The sequence below is a fragment of the Hydrogenophaga sp. FG152 genome (genome assembly GCF_057809615.1).
The window spans coordinates 93,480-111,649 of the sequence record NZ_JBMDKH010000019.1; the positions used below are offsets into that span (position 1 = coordinate 93,480).

Genomic DNA, 18,170 nt, shown 5'->3' on the forward strand with positions numbered 1-18,170 from the left:
GGACCCCGCGCGCAATGTGTCCAACCCGCGGGCCGCTGGAGACCGATCCCGATGTGGCGTGTGCTGATCGTCGAAGACGACCCCGAGATGCGGGGTTTTTTTGAGTCCTGCGTGGCCCGCTCGCCGGCCTTGACGCTGGCCGGTTGCGTGGGCACGGTGGCGCACGCCAAGGACTGCCTGACCCGCCCGGGCGAGGGCGTGGACGTTCTGCTGACCGATCTGGGCCTGCCCGACGGCTCCGGTCTGGAGGTCATTCGGCAGGCGCGCCAGACCCACCCGGCCTGCGAGACCCTGGTCATCTCCATGTTCGGCGACGAGGACAACGTGCTGGCCAGCATCGAGGCCGGCGCGCTGGGTTACATCCACAAGGATGCGGCACCCGAAGACATCGCCCAGACCATCCTGGACATGAAGGCCGGAGGCTCACCGATCTCCCCCATGATCGCCCGCCGCGTGCTGGCCAAGTACACCACCCGCCAGGCCGTCGTCCCGCCGCCCGCCGCCGCGCCGCCCCCGGTCGAGCGCCCGCCCTTGTCGCGCCGTGAGCAGGAGGTGCTCGGCCTGATCGCCCGAGGCTTCTCGTACCAGGAAATCGCCGTGCTGCAAGGCGTGAGCGTGCACACGGTGCAGGCGCACATCAAGAGCCTGTACAGCAAGCTGGCGGTGCACTCCAAGATGGAGGCGGTGTTTGAAGCCACCCGCATGGGCATGTTGCCTCGGCATGACTGAGGGCCTCGGCTGGCGCTGGCTGGTGTGCCTGAGTCTGGCCCTGGGCCTGACGGGATCGCTGCACGCCGACGACCCGGATGTGCCTCGCCCACAGGCCCTGGAATTGCGCGAGGCCCGCGCCACCGTGGTGGTGGACGGTCACCTCGAGCGGCGGCAGCAGACCCTGCCTTACCACTGGGACCGCCACAACCCCGGGCGCGCCGGCCGGGCGACCTTCGACTTCCGCTTCACTTTGCCCGAGGTGCCACAGGACCCCTGGAGCCTCTACCTGCCGCGGCTGGGCAATGCCTACGAGGTCTGGCTCAACGGCATGCTGGTGCAGCACCAGGGGGACATGCTGGAAGCCAACGGGGCGGACTACGGGCAGGTGCCTCGCATGGCGCCGCTGCCGGCCGGCCTGCTGCAGCTGAACAACAGCCTGCAGGTCCGGGTGCGCGCCGACGTCGGCCGCCGGGGCGGACTCTCCACGGTCTGGATCGGGCCGCGGGAGGTGGTCGGCGAAAAGTACGCCGAGGCGCATCGCTGGCGGGTGACCGGCTCGATGGTCGTGGTCGGCTTCAGCCTGCTCGTCGGGCTGATCTCGCTGTCCCTGTGGGTGACCCAGCCCGATCTCTCCAACCCGGTGCGCCAGCGCCGCGACCCCCTGTACCTGTACGCCGGACTGGCCGAGCTGTTCTGGGCGGTGCGGGTCGGGGATGCCCTCATCGAGAACCCGGTGCTGGCCTGGCCCTGGTGGGGCGTTGTGCCGGTCGTGGCGCTCGCGGTGTGGAGCTGGAGCATGGGCCTGTTCTGCATGCATGTGGCGCGCTGGGAGAACCGGCCGGCCGGCCGCCTGATGGCCCACTGGCTGCTGGCACTGATGCTGGCCAGCGGGCCCATGGCGATCTGGGCGCTGGGCTTTGGCCACCCGCTGGCGCTCACGACCTGGTACGCGGCGCTGGGCCTGACCTTTCTGTTGTTCGGTGTCATCTTCATGGGCCAGGCGCTGCGTGGCGCCAGCGTGGCGCACCGGGTGGTGGCGCTGGCGGTGCTGCTGAACGTGGCGGTGGGTTTCCGCGACCTCTACGTGTTCCGCATCAACCCGACCTACGCGGACAGCAGCCTGATGCGGTACTCGTCGGTCGTGTTCGGCCTGGGGCTGCTCTACATCGTCATCGCGCGGTTCCGGCGGGTGTCGGCTCAGGTGCGCGACCTCCTGAACACCCTGGCCGCGCGGGTGAGCGAGAAGGAACGCGAGCTCGCCGAGACCTACCGGCGGGTCGAGCAACTGGCCCGCGAGCAGGAGCGCACCGCCGAGCGGACCCGCATCCTGCGCGACATGCACGACGGCGTGGGAGCCCACATCAGCTCGGCGATCCGGCAGCTCGAGTCGGGCCGGTCCAGCCAGCAGGAACTGCTGCAGACGCTGCGCGACTCGCTGGATCAGCTCAAGCTCTCGATCGACGCGATGAACCTGCCGCCGGGCGACGTGACGGCGCTGCTGGCCAACCTGCGCTACCGCCTGGAGCCTCGCCTGCAGGCCAGCGACATCGCGCTCCGCTGGGCGGTCGAACTGATCGAGCCGCTGCAGCGGCTGGACGCCGGCGCGATGCGCCAGCTGCAGTTCATGGTCTTCGAGGCCTTGTCGAACGTGCTGCAGCATGCGCAGGCCACTGAGCTGTGCATCGAAGCCGTCGCGGCCGAGCGGGGTGTGCGCCTGCGCATCGTGGACAACGGCCGAGGGTTCGACGCCACCGTGGCGTGGCGCAAGGGACTGCTGGCGATGCGGGAACGCGCCCGCGCGATCGGTGCGGTGCTCTCGCTGCAGAGTGCGCCGGGACGCACGGTGGTCGAGATCCAGTTGTCTTGACGGTTCCGGGTGCGGCTCAACCCGCCAGGTTGCGAAAGAAGTAGCGCGCCAGCGCCAGCCAGAAGTCGCCCCCCGCGTGCTGCTGCCACAGCAACGAGATGTCCGCGAACCCCTTGTGGAAGATCATCGCAAGCATGCCCGTGAGGCCCAGGATGCCCACCACCTGCAGGGCGGTCTTGAAGCGGGCGTCGGGGTCCTTGTCGGGCATGTCCTGATTATGGCGGCCCGAGCTGGCGCAGCACCTCGGCCTGAAAGTCCGCGCCCTGTGCCTGCGCCATGAAGGCCGGGATCGAGCCCTCGAAGCGCACCGTGCCCTGGTGCAGCAGCATCAGGCGGTCGGCACCCTGCACTTCCTCGATCAGGTGGGTGGCCCACAGCACGCCCATGCCCCGTGTGCGGCACAGCGTGCGCACGGTGTCGAGCAACTGCTGGCGCGAGGCCGGGTCCAGGCCCACGGTGGCCTCGTCCATCAGCAGCACGCGCGGTTCGTGCAGCAGCGCGCGCACCAGCTCCACCTTGCGCCGCGTGCCGCCCGAGAGGCTGCGCACCACGGCGCGCGCCTGTCCGCCCAGGCCCATGGCATCGAGGTGCGCCGCGATGCGCTCGCGCGCCTGCGCGCGCGGCATGCCGTGCAGGTCGGTGTGGAACAGCAGGTTGGCCATGACCGACAGGTCCAGGTCGAGCGCACCCTGCTGGAACACCACGCCCAGCCCGGCCAGCGCGTGGCTGGGGTGGCGGCGCATGTCGTGGCCCAGCACCTCGATGCGGCCCTGGTCGGGCGTGAACAGACCGGTGAGGAGTTGCAGCAGCGTGGACTTGCCCGCGCCGTTGGGCCCGAGCAGCGCGAGCATCTCGCCGGCCCGCAGCGCCACGTCCACACCTTTCAACGCGGGCTTGCCCGCGTAGGCCTTGTGCAGGCCGCTGGCCTGGAGCAGGGTGGTGGGGGTCATCCTGTCGCTCCCATTGGCCGGGCCAGCAGGTTCATGCGCTGCAGCAGGCGTTTCTCGCGCTCCACCGTGTCGCGCACCGCCTGCCGGTAGTCGCGCGTGTTGAGGTAGTCCAGCGTCTGGTCGTAGCGCGCCAGTTCGCGCAGGTGGCGCTCGCTCTGCATCGCGCGGGCGAAGGCGTCGTGCAGTTTGCGCACCACCGGCTCGGGCGTTCCGCGCGGCGCGGCCAGGCCCCAGGGCGAGGTGTAGACCGATTGCGGGTAACCCAGCTCGCGCAGCGTGGGCGCGTCGGGCCAGCGTGGGCTGCGCTGTGCGCTGAAGATCGCGAGCACGCGCATCCGGCCCTGGTCCACCCAGGGCGCGAAGCCGGTGGAGTTCACGCCTGCCATCAGCTGGCCGCTGGCCACCGCGAGCATCTGGTCGGCCGTGCCCCGGTAAGGCACGTGCACATAGCGGATGCCGCGCTGCAACAGGATCTCTTCCATCGCCAGGTGGGCGGTGGTGCCGATGCCGGTGGAGCCAAGGATGAGTTCGCCCGGGTGCTCGCGCGCCCAGTCGAGCATCTCGGGCAGGCTCTTCCAGGGGCTGGTGCCCGGCACCAGCACACCGAAGGTGGTGCCCGAGACCTGCGCGATGGGGCTGAGATCGGTCAGCGGGTCCCAGGGCACGGGGTTCATGAGCGCGTGCCGGTACACCGTGATGGGCACCTGGCCGATGGTGTGGCCGTCGGGCTCGGCGGCCTTGAGCAGAGGCGCCACCTGCGTGCCCGCCGCGCCGGGCCGGTTGATGACCACGATGGGCTGGCCCAGCAATGGCTCGGCTTCTTCGCACAGGATGCGCAGCGTGAGGTCGGTCGCGCCGCCAGCGGGCCAGGGCACGATGAGCTGCAGGGGCCGGCTGGGCCAGGCCACCGTGCTGGCCAGCGACGAGCCCGCCGAGGCCGCCAGCGCCAGGCCCCAGGCCAGCGCGCGGCGGCGTGTCACAGGGCAGTGTTCCTTGCTGGAACAGTCGGCGGGGCCGTGGGGCAGTCGGGTCATGCGGTGGGGCCTGCGAAGGGGGGTGGTCTCAGGGTTTGTCCGTAGCGATCGGGCCGCCAGCGGGGTGTTTGAGGCATGTCACCGCAATTTCCATTCCGCGTCGGCGCTGGCATCGAATTTGCGGAACAGGTGGTGCGGCGCCACCCCGGCGACCGCTGTGCCATCCAAAAAACCTGATCAGGAGACATCGACATGACCCGCCCGTTTCGTCTGTTCACGCTTGCGGCCCTGCTGGGCTGTGCATCCCTGGCCATGGCCCAGGGCAAGGTGTATGTGTCCAGCGAGAAGGACAACAAGCTCTATGTGTTCGACGCCCAGGGCGAGCGTCTCGCCGCCATCGACGTGTGCAAGCGCCCGCGCCACATGATGTTCAACGCCAGCCGCAGCCAGCTCTACGTGTGCTGCGGCGACAGCAACCAGCTCGGCGTGGTGGACACCGCCAGCGGCAAGATGACCGGCACTGTTCCATTGGGGGACAGTCCCGAGATCTTCGATCTCAGCCCCGACGGCAAGACGGTGTACGTGTCGATCGAGGACGAGAACGTGATGGCCGCCTACGACCTGGCGAGCAAAAAGCCCGTGTTCGAGGTGAAGACCGGCGGCGAGCCCGAGGGCGTGCTGGTCACGCCCGACGGCAGGTTCGCTTATGTCACCTCCGAGGTGGCCAACGTCGTGCATGTCATCGACCTGGGCCAGAAGAAGGTGGTCAAGAACATCCAGGTGGGCAAGCGACCGCGCCGCTTCGTGCTCGCCGCCGGCGGCGCCGAGCTGTGGGTGAGCAACGAGCTCGATGCCACCGTGAGCGTGGTCGACACGAAGGACCACAGCGTCAAGGGCACGGTGAAGTTTGCGGTGAAGGGCATGCGCGAGGCCGACATCACCCCCGTGGGCATGGCGCTGAGCCCCGACGGCAAGACGATGTGGGTGGGCCTGGGCCGCGCCAACCACGTGGCCGAGGTGGACGTGGCCACGCGCGCCGTGGGCCGCCAGGTGCTGGTGGGCAAGCGCGCGTGGGGTCTCACCTTGCACCCGGACGGCAAGACGCTCTACGTGACCAATGGCCTCTCGGACGACATGACCCTGGTCGACACGGCCAGCGCCAAGGCGGTGAAAACCGTGGCGGTGGGCCGCGTGCCGCACAGCGTGATCGTGGCGCCGTGATGGGGAAGGCCACGCTGCTCGCGCTGGCCGCCTTGCTCGGCGCGTCGCTCGCGCAGGCCGCCGCGGTCAAGCTGACGGTGGCCGTGGTGTCGCTGGCCGACGATCCGCGCTACGCGCCGCGACGCCTGGAACGCGCCTACCCCGGCCACCCGCAGGGCCGGGCGGTGCAGGGCGTGCGGCTGGCGCTGGAAGACGCGGCCTTCGAACTCGACGCCGCCGGCATCGAGCTGGTGCTGCGCGAGGTGGTGCTGCCCGATGCGTCGGCGCTGCCCAAGGCCCTGGCCGATCTCAAGGCCGCGAAGGTGCAGCACCTCGTGGCCGACCTGCCGCTGGCCGAGCTGCGCCAACTGGTGCAGGGCGCGCCGGCCGCGCTCGGTGGCGCGATGGTCTTCAACACCGGCCTGGACGACGACAGCCTGCGCGCACAGGACTGCGCCGCGCACCTGCTGCACACCCTGCCCAGCCGCCACATGGCCAGCGACGCGCTGGCGCAGTACCTGGCCGCGCGCAACTGGCGCAAGGTCCTGCTGCTGCAGGGCCCGGCGTCGGGCGACCGTCTCGTGGGCGAGTCCTTCGCCCGCGCGGCCAGGCGCTACGGCCTGAAGATCGTGCAGAGCAAACCCTTCAAGCTCAGCGGTGACCCGCGCGAACGCGACCTGGCCAACACCCGGCTGCTCACCGGCGAGCGCGAGCACGAGGTGGTTGCCGTGATGGACGCCGACGGCGAGTTCGCGCGCACGCTGCCCTACGCCACGCAGTGGCCGCGCCCGGTGGTCGGCGCCAATGGCCTGGTGGCCAGCGCCTGGCACGCGCAGTGGGAGCGCAACGGCGGGCCACAGCTCTCGCGCCGGTTTCAGAAGCTTGCGCAACGCCCCATGCAGTCGCACGACTGGTCGGCCTGGGTGGCAGGCCGCGCGGTGGCGGCGGTGCTGGTGGACGACCCCAGGGCGCCCGTGGCCCAGCAGTTGAAGAAGCTGCGCGGTGGCAGCGTCTTCATCGACGGCTTCAAGGGCCCGCGCCTGTCCTTCCGTGCCTGGGACGGGCAGTTGCGCCAGCCCGTGTTTCTGAGCCACATCGACGGCGTGGTGGGCGTGGCACCGCTGGACGGCGTGCTGCACCCCAAGGACGTGCTGGACACGCTGGGCGTGGACGAAGCGGAGACCGCATGCCGGCAACGCCCCTGAGCCCTCTGGCCGCACCCTCGCTGCCGCTGCACCTGGCGCGCGCGCTGCGCGCCGTGGTCGGTCGCGAGCTGGGGCGCTTCCTGCGCCAGCCCACGCGCCTGGGCTCGGCGCTGGTGCGGCCGCTGCTGTGGTTCGTGGTGTTCTCGGCCGGTTTCCACAACGTGTTCGGCGTGGCCATCATCCCGCCCTACGAGACCTACATCGAATACCAGGTCTACATGGTGCCTGGCCTGCTGGGCATGGTGGCGCTGTTCAACGGCATGCAGAGCTCGCTCTCCATGGTGTACGACCGCGAGATGGGTGTGATGCGCCTGCTGCTCACCGCGCCGCTGGCGCGCGGCTGGCTGCTGGCCTTCAAGCTGCTGGGCAGTACCGTGCTCTCGGTGCTGCAGATGGCGGTGTTCCTGCTGATCGCGCTGGCCTTCGGCGTCGAGCTGGCGTGGGCGAACCTGCCGGGCCTGTTGCTGGCCATGGCCTGCGCCGCCGCGATGCTGGCCGCGCTGGGACTCGTGCTCTCGGTGTACGTGAAGCAGCTGGAGAACTTCGCCGGCACCATGAACTTCGTGATCTTCCCGATGTTCTTCATCAGCCCGGCGCTGTACCCGCTGTGGAAGCTGGAGGAGTCGGGCGCCTACTGGCTGCTGAAGATCGCGGCGTTCAACCCCTTCACCCACGCGGTGGAGGCCATGCGCTTTGCGATGATGGGGAAGTTCAACGCCATGGCCTGGGCCGTGGTGCTGGGGTGCACTGCCGTGTTCTTCGTCCTCGCACTCTGGGGCTACGACCCGCAGCGCGGTTTCATCCGGCAGAAAGGAGGGGGCTGAGCATGCTGCGGCGTCGAACGTTGGTGTGGGGTGGCCTGCTGGGCGCGCCACCGCTGTGGGCCGCGGACGACCCCACCGGGGGCGACCCGCTGGGCTCGATGCAGTGGCCCACGCTGCGCCGGCAGTACCTGCGCGATGCGCCCATGGTGTTTTCCGACGCGGTGCTGGTGCGCGGCCCGGCCTTCGCCGACGACGCGATGAATGTGCCACTGCTGGTGGACGCGCGCGGCCTGTCGCGCACGGGCGGCGGTGTGGCGCGCATCCTGGTGGTGGTGGACCGCAACCCGGTGCGCGAGGTGCTGGCCTTCGAGCCCTTGCGCGCGCTGCCCATGCTCGCGTTCCGCATCCGCATGGAACAGGCCTCGCCGGTGCGCGCCATGGTGCAGACGGCAGACGGCCGCTGGCACGTGGGCGGCACCTGGGTGCAGGCCGCCGGTGGGGGCTGCACGGTGCCCGGCGCCACGCGCGCCGACGGCTCGTGGAGCCGCACGCTCAACCAGGTGCAGGCGCGCTTCTTCCCGAATGTGATCGAAGGCAGCCGCCGCCTGCGCGTGCGCGTGATGCACCCGATGGACACCGGCCTGGTCGCGGGCATCCCCGCGTTCTACATCGAGCAGCTGCAGCTGGTGGACAGCGCGGGCCAGGCCTGGTGGCGCCTGGCCCTGCACGAGCCGGTGTCGGAAAACCCCCTGCTCACCTTCGAGCTGCCGCCGCAGCACGCCGGCGGTTTCCGGCTGACCGGGCGCGACAACAACGGCAACCGCATCGACGCCGAGGTGGCCGCGTGAAGGCCTGGCGCATGGTGCCGTGGATGCTGGCGCTGTGGGCTGCCCCGGCGCACGCACAGCTCGACCACGGCCTGCGGCCGCGCCAGATCGCCGAACACACCTGGGTGATCGAAGGCGCGGTGGCCGACTTCTCGCGCGCCAACGGCTGCAACATCATCAACACCGCCTTCATCGCCACGGGCGAGGGCGTGGTGGTGGTCAACACCGGTCCTTCGCGCGGCTACGGCGAGCAGCAGCGCCGCGCCATCGAGCGGCTCACGCGCGAGCCGGTGCGCCACGTCTTCAACCTCAACCTGCACCCCGACTACTTCTTCGGCAACCAGGCCTGGGCCGACCGCCCCACGCAGGCCCTGGCCGGCAGCATCGCGGGCATGCGCGCAGAGGGAGCGGCCTACGCCGACAACCTCTACCGCCTGTGCGGCGACTGGATGAAGGGCACCGAGCCCACGCCCGCGCGCGAGGCGGTCGAATCGCAGACCCTGCGGCTGGGCACGCACACGCTCGAACTGCGGCGCCTGAGTGGTCACACTGGCGACGACCTGGTGCTGATCGACCGCCGCACCGGGGTGCTGTTCGCCGGCGGCCTGGTGTTCGCCGAGCGCGTGCCCACCACGCCCCACGCCGACCCCGCCGCGTGGCTGGCCAGCCTGGACACGCTGGCGCAATGGCTGGCCGCGGACGAGGTGCGGCAGGTCGTGCCCAGCCACGGCCCGGTGCACAGCGGGCCGGTGGGCGTGCAGCAGACGCGCGACTGGCTGCGCTGGCTCACCACGCTCATGCAGGACAGCGCCGAACAAGGCCTGGACCTCAGCGAGCTGCTGCGCACGCCGGTGCCCGCGCGCTTTGCCGGCTGGGCCGCGCAGCCCGCCGAGCTGCACCGCAGCCTCGCGCAGTGGTACCCGCAGTACGAACAGCGGGCGCTGGATTCGCGCTCGCGCTGAACCCTGTTGCAGGGGTTGATTCGTTTCTGAACAGTGTCACAGCCGCGACCCGCCGCGAGGCCCGGGAGTGGCGCATTTCAGGCCGCAAAACCGCTCAAAAGCGCTGGCATGGATGTTGCCATTTGCTGTCTGTGCAAACCCCGACGGCCGCAGGGCCGGGGTGTTCACGGGCGGCCGGGCATGGTGCTCGGTCGCAGGCATCACACATCCACGAACGAGCAGGAGACACACTGTGAAACGCACCCTATTGAGCCTGATGATTCTGGCCGCCACCGCCCACGTGAGCGCCCAGGGCGTGACCGACGCGATGATCGCCGACGACGCCAAGACCCCCGACAACGTGTTGAGCTGGGGTCTGGGCACCCAGGGCCAGCGCCACTCCACGCTGAGCGGCATCACCGAGCGCAACATCAGCAAGCTCGTGCCAGTGTGGTCCATGTCGTTCGGGGGCGAGAAGCAGCGCGGCCAGCAGTCGCAACCGCTGGTGCACAACGGCAAGATGTTCGTGACCGCGTCCTACTCGCGCATCTACGCGGTCAACACCAAGACCGGCGAAAAGCTGTGGAAGTACGAGCACCGCCTGCCCGAAGGCATCATGCCCTGCTGCGACGTGATCAACCGCGGCGCCGCGCTGTACGACAACCTGGTGATCTTCGGCACGCTCGACGCACAGCTGGTCGCGCTCGACCAGAACACCGGCAAGGTGGTGTGGCGCGAGAAGATCGACGACTACGCCGCCGGCTACAGCTACACCGCCGCGCCCCTGATCGCCGAGGGCCTGCTGATGACGGGCGTCTCGGGCGGTGAGTTCGGCGTGGTCGGCCGCGTGGAAGCGCGCGACCCGCGCACCGGCAAGATGGTGTGGACGCGCCCGGTCGTCGAAGGCCACATGGGCTACAAGGACGGCAAGGAAAACGGCATCACCGGCACCACCAACGCCACCTGGCCGGGCGAGACCTGGAAGACCGGCGGCGCGGCCACCTGGCTGGGCGGCACCTACGACCCCAAGACCGGCCTGGCCTACTTCGGCACCGGCAACCCCGGCCCCTGGAACAGCCACGTGCGCAAGGGCGACAACCTGTACTCGGCCTCCACCGTGGCGATCGATGTGAAGACTGGCAAGATCGTCTGGCACTACCAGAGCACCCCCAACGACGGCTGGGACTACGACGGCGTCAACGAATTCGTCACCTTCGACATGGACGGCAAGCGCATGGGCGCCAAGGCCGACCGCAACGGCTTCTTCTACGTGAACGACGCCGCCACCGGCAAGCTGGTCAACGCCTTCCCGTTCGTGAAGAAAGTGACCTGGGCCACCGGCATCGACCTCAAGACCGGCCGCCCCAACTTCGACGACACCAACCGCCCGGGTGACCCGACCGCCGCCGGCGGCGACGGTGCCAAGGGCAAGGCGGTGTTTTCCGCGCCAGGCTTCCTGGGCGGCAAGAACCAGATGCCCATGGCCTACAGCCCCAGGACCGGCCTGTTCTACGTGCCCACCAACGAATGGGGCATGGAGATCTGGAACGAGCCCATCACCTACAAGAAGGGCGCGGCCTTCCTGGGCGCGGGCTTCACCATCAAGCCGCTGTTCGACGACCACATCGGTTCGCTGCGCGCGATCGACCCCAAGACCGGCAAGGTGGCCTGGGAAGTGAAGAACAGCGCGCCGCTGTGGGGCGGTGTGCTCACCGCCGGCGACCTCGTGTTCTGGGGCACGCCCGAGGGCTACCTGAAAGCCGCCGACGCCAAGACCGGCAAGGTGGTGTGGCAGTTCCAGACCGGCTCCGGCGTGGTCGCGCCCCCCATCACCTGGACCGAGGGCGGCGAGCAGTACGTCAGCGTGGTCTCGGGCTGGGGCGGTGCCGTGCCGCTGTGGGGCGGTGAAGTGGCCAAGAAGGTCAACTTCCTCGAACAGGGCGGCTCCGTCTGGACGTTCAAGCTCATGAAGTGATGTGGTGTTGGGGGTGGCCTGGCGAAGGCCATGCCACCCCTTTTTTCCAGTTCCTTTTTCTCCGGTGCCCGCCATGCGTTACCTCCTGATCCTTCCCACCGTGCTGGCCGGCCTGGCCCAGCACGCCACCGCCGCCGACGTGGCCGCCGTGGAGCTTGCCAAAGCCAGCGGCTGCTACAGCTGCCACGCCAACGCCGACAAGGTGGTCGGCCCGGCCTTCAGTGCCATCGCCGAGAAATACGCGGGCGACAAGGACGCCGCGGCCTCGCTCGCGCAGTCGATCCAGAACGGCTCCAAAGGCAAGTGGGGCCGCGTGCCCATGCCGGGCCATCCCAGCCTGAGCGCCGCCGACCTCAAGACCCTCTCGACCTGGGTGCTCACGGTCAAGCCCTGAGCGCGGCGGCCACGCACCTGTTCATGCCATGAGCGCGCAGACCGATCTGTGCCACCCCCGCACCCTGCTGGGTGCGGCCCTCGCCGTGCTCTCCAGCGTGGGCGACGCGCGGTACCGGGCCCAGGCCGAATTCCGGCTGGCCCGCTACGCCCAGGCGCGCGAGATCTGGGCGACGCTGGCCGACGAGGCGGGCAACGCCGAGGCCCTGTTCATGCTCGGCGTGCTGGCCGAAGAAGGCCTGGGCGAGCCGCGCAACCCGGCCCGGGCCGAGGCGCTGTACCAGCGCGCCGCGCAGGCCGGCCGGGCTACCTGACCCACACCGCCGTCAAGCGCCCGCCAACCAGAAACCCCGGCGGCACCGGCTCCTCGCGCTCGAACTTCACCAGGCCCTTGCCTTGGCAGTACCACTCGCGGCTGGTGAGCGGCACGTCGGTGAAGCCGTTCACCGGGTCGGTGAAGAGGTTGAGCTTCGCGCGGCCCACGACCCGCAGGCAGGGCTTGTGCGTGCCGGTGGGGGTGGTCACCTCGTCGTCCACCGCCTCGATGCGCCAGCCCATCAGCGCCTTGTGCGTGTAGCGCAGCTCGCGCGGGTGCTCGTTGCGGCGCAGGATCAGGTAGGGCACGGTGGGCGTGGTCCATTCGGTGCCCACTGCGTACGGTGCCTTCAGCACCCACATCGGCTCCTTGTCGGGCGTGGGTTCGCGGTCGATGTCGGTGCGGGTGGCGAAGCGCTGCACGCCCTGCTCGTTGCTGCGCAGGTAGTAGCTCACGCCGGCGGAATGGTGGCGCGGCATCACGCGCTGGCCGTCGAGGGTCTGCGAGCCCTGCACGGTCAGCGTCCATTCCTCGGGCGGCGGCGACTCGTCGCTTTCCACCGCCACGGCGTAGACCATGCGCTCGCCTTCGACCAGCGGGAACCAGGCGTCGACAGGTGCGGGCCGGCAGCCGGGCAGCGCCAGGCAGGCCAGCGGCAGCGCGAACAGGGACGGTTTCATTTTTCCGGTAACTGCGCGCGCGGCAGGTCGCTCAGCTTGATCTGCAGCCGGTCGTTGCCGGCCGGGCGCAGCCAGGCGAAGCCGCCGGTGCCCGGTACCGGCTCGGTGCTGCCCATCTGCGTGTTGCCGTCGCGCGCCTTGCGCAGGCCGTCGCCCAGGATGCGGTGCAGGTCCTTCTCATAGGGCAGGCGGTGCACGCGCGGCATCGCCAGCGGCTGGTTGTCCTTCATGGGGTTGACCCAGATGTAGATCGCGCCGGCGTGGCCCCGGCCCGGGCTGGGTTCGTCGAACACCGCCGAGAGCAGCACGAAGCGCGGGGGCAGGGCGTCGTCGCTCGGCCAGCCCGCGATGCCCTGCAACGTGGCGTGGCTCAGCGCGTAGAAGCCGCTGACCAGCAGCACCGCGCCCAGCTTCACGCCCCAGTGCCAGCGCGTGGCCAGCAGCAGGCACAGCAACAGGAAGGCCAGCAGCGCGTACACCAGCACCAGCCACAGCAGTTGGGACGAGATGGAGGGGATCATGGGAAGCGGGGGGTCAGAGGCCGGTGCGCTGCACGATGGCCAGCGGCCGGGTGTTGAGGTCGGTCACGGTGCCGGCCTCGTCGAGGGTGAAGCGCACCAGCGTGCGCTCGTCGCCCTTGCGCGGGATCTGCTGCGTGCCGGTGTAGACGATCTCGGCCTGCGGGTTCACCTTCACCACCGCCACCGACACGTCCACCGGCTGCTGGTCGCGCGAGTCGTAGTAGTGCGCGTTCACCACGTACTCGCCCGGCACCAGGCCGCGCAGCGTGACGATCTCCTGCCGCACCGGGCTGCGGATCTCGCGGCCGTTGACGATCACGCTGTTGTTCTTCGCGCCCCGGTCGTCGCGGTCCAGGTGCAGCATGCCGGCGTCGCGCTGGCGGAACCACAGCGTCTTGCCGCCCGGTTCGTTGACCCAGGCGTCCACGTCGTTGGGGTTGTTGTCGGGCCAGGAGATGGTGACGATGAACTCGGCCTTGGCCGGGATGTCGCCGCTCTTGCGCGCCTTGGGGTTGAAGGCGAGCAGCGCGATGACGAAACAGAAGACGAACGCGATCAGCATGTTGAACAACATGTCGTAGAACGGGTCGGTCTCGGTGTCACGGACCGCTCGGCCGATCGCCATCGCGGGCCTCCGGGGTCGGCGTGGTGGCCAGCGTGTCGGCGATGAGCGCGTCGGCGAAACGGTCCAGCCGCATGAGCTGCAGTCCCAGCAGGATGTTGCCGGCGAGGCCCGTCACCGTGGTCAGCAGCGCGATGCCCAGGCCGCCGGTGAGGTTCCTGAGCAGTTGGGTGGACTGGCTGGCATCGAAGCTCTGCACCTCGCCGAGCTGCAGCGCGAGGATGGAAAAGCCGATCACCTTGCCGAGCAGACCGAGCTTGAGCTGGATGCCGTTGAGCCACCAGGCCATCTCGTGCGGGCCGTGCGCGCGCTCGCCCAGCACCTGCAGCCAGACCGAGGGGTCGGCGCCGGGCCGGGCACAGCCGGCGCGGTATTCGGCGCTCCAGGTGTCCAGCGGGTCTTCGCGCGCGGCGTCCTGCCGCAGGCGCTGTTCGCCCAGCACCCAGGCGCGGCGGCCGGCCCAGAGCGAGCCGCCGATGAACAGCAGCACGATGGCCACGGTGAGGCCCGTGGGGTCGGCGTGCACCAGCCGGTGCCAGGCGCCGGCCTGCCACAGCAGCAGGGCGCCGAAACCCAGCAGGCCCATGAAGGCGAGCCACAGCAGGAAGAGACCGTGCGGCGCGTGCTCCAGCGCGAATGGGCCGCGCCGCAGCACCGGCAGGTGGCTGACCACCGCCGCGCCCAGCATGCGGTGGTGGCCGGTGGCGGTGTTCATGCCGGCACCTCGGGGTGCAGGCCGCGCGACTCGGTGTCGCTGCGGAACATGATGGGGATGTGGCGTTGCGTGGGCGCCTGCTTCACGAGTTGCACCACCTTGTCGTGGTGCGGGGACTTGCTGCACACCGGGTCGGCCTGCGCCGCGTCGCCCGTGATCTGGAAGGCCTGGCAGCGGCAGCCACCGAAGTCCTTGTGGCGTTCGTCGCAGTCGCGGCAGGGTGGCTTCATCCAGCCGTCGCCCCGGTAGGCGTTGAAGGCCTGGCTGGTTCGCCAGATGTCGGCCAGCGGCGTGTGCGCCACATTGGGCAGGGCCAGGCCAGGCAGGTTGCGCGCGTTGTGGCAGGGCATGGCCAGGCCGTCGGGCGCGACCGAGAGGAACACCGAACCCCAGCCGTTCATGCAGGCCTTGGGGCGCTGCTCGAAGTAGTCGGGCACCACGAACAGCAGCCGGCAGCGCGAGCCGATCTGCTCGCGGTAGCGGTTCACCACCGCTTCGGCTTCCACCAGTTGCTCGTGCGTGGGCATGAGGTGGTCGCGGTTGACCCAGGCCCAGCCGTAGTACTGCGTGTTGGCGAGTTCGAGGTACTCCGCGCCCAGGTCCAGCGCCATCTCGATGATCTGGCCCACATGCGGCAGGTTGTGCCGGTGCAGCACGCAGTTCATCACCATCGGCCAGTCGTGCGACTTGATGATGCGCGCGACCTTCTGCTTGAGCTCGAAGGTGCGCGTGTGGCTCAGGAAGTCGTTGAGTTCGCGCGTGCTGTCCTGGAACGAGAGCTGCACGTGGTCAAGGCCGGCGGCCTTCAGGCGCGTGGCGCGCGCATCGGTCAGGCCCACGCCCGAGGTGATGAGGTTGGTGTAGTAGCCGAGCGCGTGCGCCTCCTGAACCAGCTCTTCCAGGTCGTCGCGCAGCAGCGGCTCACCGCCCGAGAAACCGAGTTGCGCCGCGCCCAGCGCGCGCGCCTGGCGCATCACGTCCACCCACTGCGCGGTGCCCAGCTCCTGCGGGATGCGCGCGTGCTGCGTGGGGTTGTAGCAGAACACGCAGTGCAGCGGGCAGCGGTAGGTGAGCTCGGCCAGCAGCCACAGGGGCGGGCCGGGCGGTTCAATCGATCCAGCCACGGCGGCCTCCTTCCTCGATCAGGTCCTTCACCTGGCGGCCAATGCCCTGGATGGAAAACGTGGTCTCCAGATCCTCCACGATGGCGGCCAACGTGCGCTCGCCATCGCAGCGTTTCAGGATCTCGGCCGCGCTCTCGTTGAGCTGCACCATGCCCTCGGGGTAGAGCAGCACCCAGCGCTCCTGCGCGGGCTCGTACTGCAGGCGGAAGCGCCGCGAGAGCTTGGGATGGTTCGACAAGGTGTTCATTGGCAGGCCTTCTCGATGGCATCGAGCATGTTCCAAAGGACGTCCAGCTTGAACTGCAGGATGTCCAGCGCGCGATGCTGGGTCTCGCGGGTGTCGAAGTGCTGCAGCGTCACGCGCAGGCCGTGTTCCACGTCGCGCCCGGCCAGCGGGATGCGGTTGCGGAAGTAGGCCAGCCCCTCGGCCTCGATCCAGGGGTAGTGCGTGGGCCAACTGGCCAGGCGGTCCTTGTGGATCTGGGGCGCGAACATCTCGGTGAGCGAGGAGCACACCGCTTCCTGCCAGGGCGCCCTGGCGGCGAAGTTCACGTAGGCATCGCAGGCGAAGCGCACGGCGGGCACCACGCCCTGCAGCGACCACAGGTCCTCGCGCGCAAGGCCCACGGCTTCGCCCAGCCGCGTCCAGGCCTCGATGCCGCCGGCGGCGGAGCCCGCGTGATCGCCGTGGCCGTCGTGGTCGAGGATGCGCTCGATCCACAGCCGGCGGTGCGCGCGGTCGGGCATGTTGGCGAGGATGGCCGCGTCCTTGCGCGGGATGCAGATCTGGTAGTAGAAGCGGTTGGCCACCCAGCAGCGCAGTTCGTCGGGCGTGCAGCCGCCGCTGTTCATGCGCACGTTGAACGGGTGGTGGATGTGGTACGAGCGGCCCTTCTCGCGCAGCTGGGCCTCGAATTCGGTGCGCGTCCAGGCCGGCAGGCCGGTGCGGGGGGGCGAGGTGGTGGCGATGTCCATGGCGTGCCCGCGCTCAGAAGCGGATGTCCATGCCGTCGCGCGCCACCTCGATGCGCCGGCGGGTGAGCTCGTCGCGCTCGGGCGAGTCCTCGATCAGGATGGGGTTGGTGTTGTTGACGTGGATCAGCAGCTTGCGCGTGGTCACGGGCAGGCGCGCCAGGTGTTCGATCATGCCGCCGGGCCCGCTCTGTGGCAGGTGGCCCATGTCGGCCGCGGCCTTGGGCGACAGGCCCAGCCGCTGCATCTCGTCGCCGCTCCAGAAGGTGCCGTCCACCAGCACCACGGCGCAGGTGGCCATGAGCGCCAGCAGCTCGGGCGTGACCTCGCCCAGGCCGGGCGCGTAGAACACGCGCGCGCCGCTCTGCGGGTTGCGCAACACCAGGCCGATGTTGTCGCCCGGGCGCGGGTTGCCGCGGAACGGCGAGTACGGTGGCGGTTTGGACGCGAGCGGAACGGCCTGCAGCTCGATGCCCTCCAGCCCGGGCGCGGTGAACATGCGGCCGTCGGTGGGCACCGGGTGGGGCGCCACGCCACAGTAGTGCGAGAGCAGGCGGGTGATGGGAAAGCCGCTGTCCAGCTCGGACAGCACCTCGGGCGTGGCCAGCAGCGGCAGCGCGGCAGCGCGCTCGCGCAGCATCAGCAGGCCGGTGACGTGGTCGATCTGCGCGTCCATCAGCAGCACGGCGGCGATGCCGCTGTCGCGCACCGCGCGCGCGGGCTGCAGTTCCGGCGTGTCGCGGATCTGGCTGAGGATGTCGGGCGAGGCGTTGACCAGCAGCCAGTCCACCTCGTTGGCGCTCACCGCGATCGACGATTGCGTGCGCGCGTGGGCCATGACCTTTCTGCGGCGCAGGCCGTCGCAGTTGGGGCAATTGCAGTTCCATTGCGGGAAACCGCCGCCGGCGGAAGAGCCCAGAACCCGGATGCGCATGGTCGATGGTGGAAGGTGAGGGGTCAAAAAAAGCGCACGCGCTGTTCACACGTGCGCTGGCGGATCGATCGATCAGCGGTTGGCGATGTACATCGTGATCTCGAAGCCGAAACGCAGGTCGGTGAAGGCCGGGGTGGTCCATTGCATGGTCGTTCTCCAGAAAGGGTTGGCATGAAACATGTCTGCAAGCCGGATGGCACCATCGCCACACCGGCCGCGACCCTGAACAGCAATATCGATGCCATGCAAAAGCCCTCGAACGCCACTCCCTGGCCAGCACCCAGGCGCCTGCCCGTCGGCGGCCTGCACCGCATGGCCTGGCGCGAGCTCGGCGCGGCGCACGGCGACCCCTGGCTGTTGCTGCACGGCGGGCCGGGCGGCGCCTGCCAGCCCGGCATGCTGCGGCCCTTCGACCTGCGCCGCCAGCGCGTGATCGCCCCCGACCAGCGCGGTGCCGGCGCCTCGGGGGGGGGGGGGGG

General features: G+C 69.8%; 22 protein-coding genes and 1 pseudogene. 11 read left to right on the plus strand and 12 right to left on the minus strand.

The window, feature by feature from the left end; translation table 11 throughout:
• The first annotated feature begins 51 nt into the window (after positions 1 to 51).
• Together ACODTB_RS21110 and ACODTB_RS21115 are read left to right on the plus strand one after the other, a co-directional pair.
• Entirely contained in the window at positions 52 to 729 is a 678-nt protein-coding gene (locus ACODTB_RS21110; protein WP_291119068.1) for a response regulator transcription factor, read from the plus strand.
• The gene (locus tag ACODTB_RS21115; protein WP_291119070.1) at positions 722 to 2,578 is read left to right on the plus strand and encodes a sensor histidine kinase; all 1,857 of its coding nucleotides are present in this window, start codon (positions 722 to 724) and stop codon (positions 2,576 to 2,578) included. Before ACODTB_RS21110 ends, ACODTB_RS21115 begins: the two co-directional genes overlap by 8 nt.
• A 16-nt stretch (positions 2,579 to 2,594) precedes the next feature.
• Here the strand turns inward: ACODTB_RS21115 and ACODTB_RS21120 are convergent, their stop codons facing one another.
• From ACODTB_RS21120 to ACODTB_RS21130, 3 genes are read right to left on the minus strand one after another with little or no spacing between them, the layout of a single operon-like run.
• On the minus strand, positions 2,595 to 2,786 hold the full coding sequence (locus ACODTB_RS21120) for a hypothetical protein (protein WP_291119072.1): 192 nt from the start codon (positions 2,784 to 2,786) through the stop codon (positions 2,595 to 2,597).
• A gap of 7 nt (positions 2,787 to 2,793) precedes the next feature.
• A complete protein-coding gene (locus ACODTB_RS21125; protein WP_291119074.1) occupies positions 2,794 to 3,528 on the minus strand; it encodes an ATP-binding cassette domain-containing protein in 735 nt (244 codons plus the stop codon).
• The gene (locus ACODTB_RS21130; RefSeq protein WP_291119076.1) at positions 3,525 to 4,562 is read right to left on the minus strand and encodes a tripartite tricarboxylate transporter substrate binding protein; all 1,038 of its coding nucleotides are present in this window, start codon (positions 4,560 to 4,562) and stop codon (positions 3,525 to 3,527) included. The genes ACODTB_RS21125 and ACODTB_RS21130 overlap by 4 nt, the downstream gene beginning before the upstream one ends.
• Positions 4,563 to 4,754: 192 nt before the next feature.
• Here ACODTB_RS21130 and ACODTB_RS21135 point away from each other — a divergent pair, with 192 nt between their 5' ends.
• From ACODTB_RS21135 to ACODTB_RS21170, 8 genes are all read left to right on the plus strand, one after another.
• Positions 4,755 to 5,723: a PQQ-dependent catabolism-associated beta-propeller protein gene (locus tag ACODTB_RS21135; RefSeq protein ID WP_291119078.1), complete on the plus strand. Its 969-nt coding sequence runs from the start codon at positions 4,755 to 4,757 to the stop codon at positions 5,721 to 5,723.
• On the plus strand, positions 5,723 to 6,907 hold the full coding sequence (locus ACODTB_RS21140) for an ABC transporter substrate-binding protein (protein ID WP_291119080.1): 1,185 nt from the start codon (positions 5,723 to 5,725) through the stop codon (positions 6,905 to 6,907). The genes ACODTB_RS21135 and ACODTB_RS21140 overlap by 1 nt, the downstream gene beginning before the upstream one ends.
• On the plus strand, positions 6,889 to 7,731 hold the full coding sequence (locus ACODTB_RS21145; protein WP_291119082.1) for an ABC transporter permease: 843 nt from the start codon (positions 6,889 to 6,891) through the stop codon (positions 7,729 to 7,731). The genes ACODTB_RS21140 and ACODTB_RS21145 overlap by 19 nt, the downstream gene beginning before the upstream one ends.
• Before the next feature lie 2 nt (positions 7,732 to 7,733).
• Entirely contained in the window at positions 7,734 to 8,519 is a 786-nt protein-coding gene (locus ACODTB_RS21150) for a quinoprotein dehydrogenase-associated SoxYZ-like carrier (protein WP_291119084.1), read from the plus strand.
• A gap of 11 nt (positions 8,520 to 8,530) precedes the next feature.
• On the plus strand, positions 8,531 to 9,460 hold the full coding sequence (locus ACODTB_RS21155; protein WP_291119156.1) for a quinoprotein relay system zinc metallohydrolase 1: 930 nt from the start codon (positions 8,531 to 8,533) through the stop codon (positions 9,458 to 9,460).
• A gap of 256 nt (positions 9,461 to 9,716) precedes the next feature.
• Positions 9,717 to 11,414: a PQQ-dependent methanol/ethanol family dehydrogenase gene (locus tag ACODTB_RS21160; protein WP_291119159.1), complete on the plus strand. Its 1,698-nt coding sequence runs from the start codon at positions 9,717 to 9,719 to the stop codon at positions 11,412 to 11,414.
• 73 nt (positions 11,415 to 11,487) lie between these two features.
• Positions 11,488 to 11,808 carry a c-type cytochrome gene (locus ACODTB_RS21165; RefSeq protein ID WP_291119086.1) on the plus strand — a complete coding sequence of 107 codons (321 nt, stop codon included), beginning with the start codon at positions 11,488 to 11,490 and terminating at the stop codon, positions 11,806 to 11,808.
• Positions 11,809 to 11,836: 28 nt separating this feature from the next.
• Complete coding sequence (locus ACODTB_RS21170) at positions 11,837 to 12,121, plus strand: SEL1-like repeat protein (protein ID WP_291119088.1); 285 nt, start codon at positions 11,837 to 11,839, stop codon at positions 12,119 to 12,121.
• On the opposite strand, the gene ACODTB_RS21175 is transcribed toward ACODTB_RS21170, so the two are convergent.
• The 9 genes from ACODTB_RS21175 to pqqA form a co-directional block, all read right to left on the minus strand.
• Positions 12,114 to 12,803, minus strand: coding sequence for a hypothetical protein (locus ACODTB_RS21175; protein ID WP_291119090.1), 690 nt, complete (start codon positions 12,801 to 12,803; stop codon positions 12,114 to 12,116). The two genes, ACODTB_RS21170 and ACODTB_RS21175, sit on opposite strands and share 8 nt — an antisense overlap.
• A complete protein-coding gene (locus ACODTB_RS21180; RefSeq protein ID WP_291119092.1) occupies positions 12,800 to 13,324 on the minus strand; it encodes a hypothetical protein in 525 nt (174 codons plus the stop codon). The genes ACODTB_RS21175 and ACODTB_RS21180 overlap by 4 nt, the downstream gene beginning before the upstream one ends.
• A 13-nt stretch (positions 13,325 to 13,337) precedes the next feature.
• A complete protein-coding gene (locus tag ACODTB_RS21185; protein ID WP_291119094.1) occupies positions 13,338 to 13,949 on the minus strand; it encodes a DUF2135 domain-containing protein in 612 nt (203 codons plus the stop codon).
• Entirely contained in the window at positions 13,924 to 14,661 is a 738-nt protein-coding gene (locus tag ACODTB_RS21190) for a hypothetical protein (protein WP_291119095.1), read from the minus strand. Before ACODTB_RS21190 ends, ACODTB_RS21185 begins: the two co-directional genes overlap by 26 nt.
• Positions 14,658 to 15,785, minus strand: coding sequence for a pyrroloquinoline quinone biosynthesis protein PqqE (gene pqqE, locus ACODTB_RS21195; protein ID WP_291119096.1), 1,128 nt, complete (start codon positions 15,783 to 15,785; stop codon positions 14,658 to 14,660). The genes ACODTB_RS21190 and pqqE overlap by 4 nt, the downstream gene beginning before the upstream one ends.
• Positions 15,769 to 16,032 (minus strand): pyrroloquinoline quinone biosynthesis peptide chaperone PqqD, encoded by a 264-nt coding sequence (pqqD, locus tag ACODTB_RS21200; protein WP_291119098.1) that lies wholly within the window; start codon positions 16,030 to 16,032, stop codon positions 15,769 to 15,771. Before pqqD ends, pqqE begins: the two co-directional genes overlap by 17 nt.
• Positions 16,029 to 16,760, minus strand: coding sequence for a pyrroloquinoline-quinone synthase PqqC (pqqC, locus tag ACODTB_RS21205; protein WP_291119100.1), 732 nt, complete (start codon positions 16,758 to 16,760; stop codon positions 16,029 to 16,031). Before pqqC ends, pqqD begins: the two co-directional genes overlap by 4 nt.
• Positions 16,761 to 16,773: 13 nt before the next feature.
• Positions 16,774 to 17,691 (minus strand): pyrroloquinoline quinone biosynthesis protein PqqB, encoded by a 918-nt coding sequence (gene pqqB / locus ACODTB_RS21210; protein WP_291119104.1) that lies wholly within the window; start codon positions 17,689 to 17,691, stop codon positions 16,774 to 16,776.
• A 72-nt stretch (positions 17,692 to 17,763) separates the two neighbouring features.
• On the minus strand, positions 17,764 to 17,838 hold the full coding sequence (pqqA, locus tag ACODTB_RS21215; protein WP_068167214.1) for a pyrroloquinoline quinone precursor peptide PqqA: 75 nt from the start codon (positions 17,836 to 17,838) through the stop codon (positions 17,764 to 17,766).
• A 24-nt stretch (positions 17,839 to 17,862) separates the two neighbouring features.
• Here pqqA and ACODTB_RS21220 point away from each other — a divergent pair.
• A pseudogene (locus ACODTB_RS21220) lies at positions 17,863 to 18,170 on the plus strand (hypothetical protein); the annotation flags it as partial.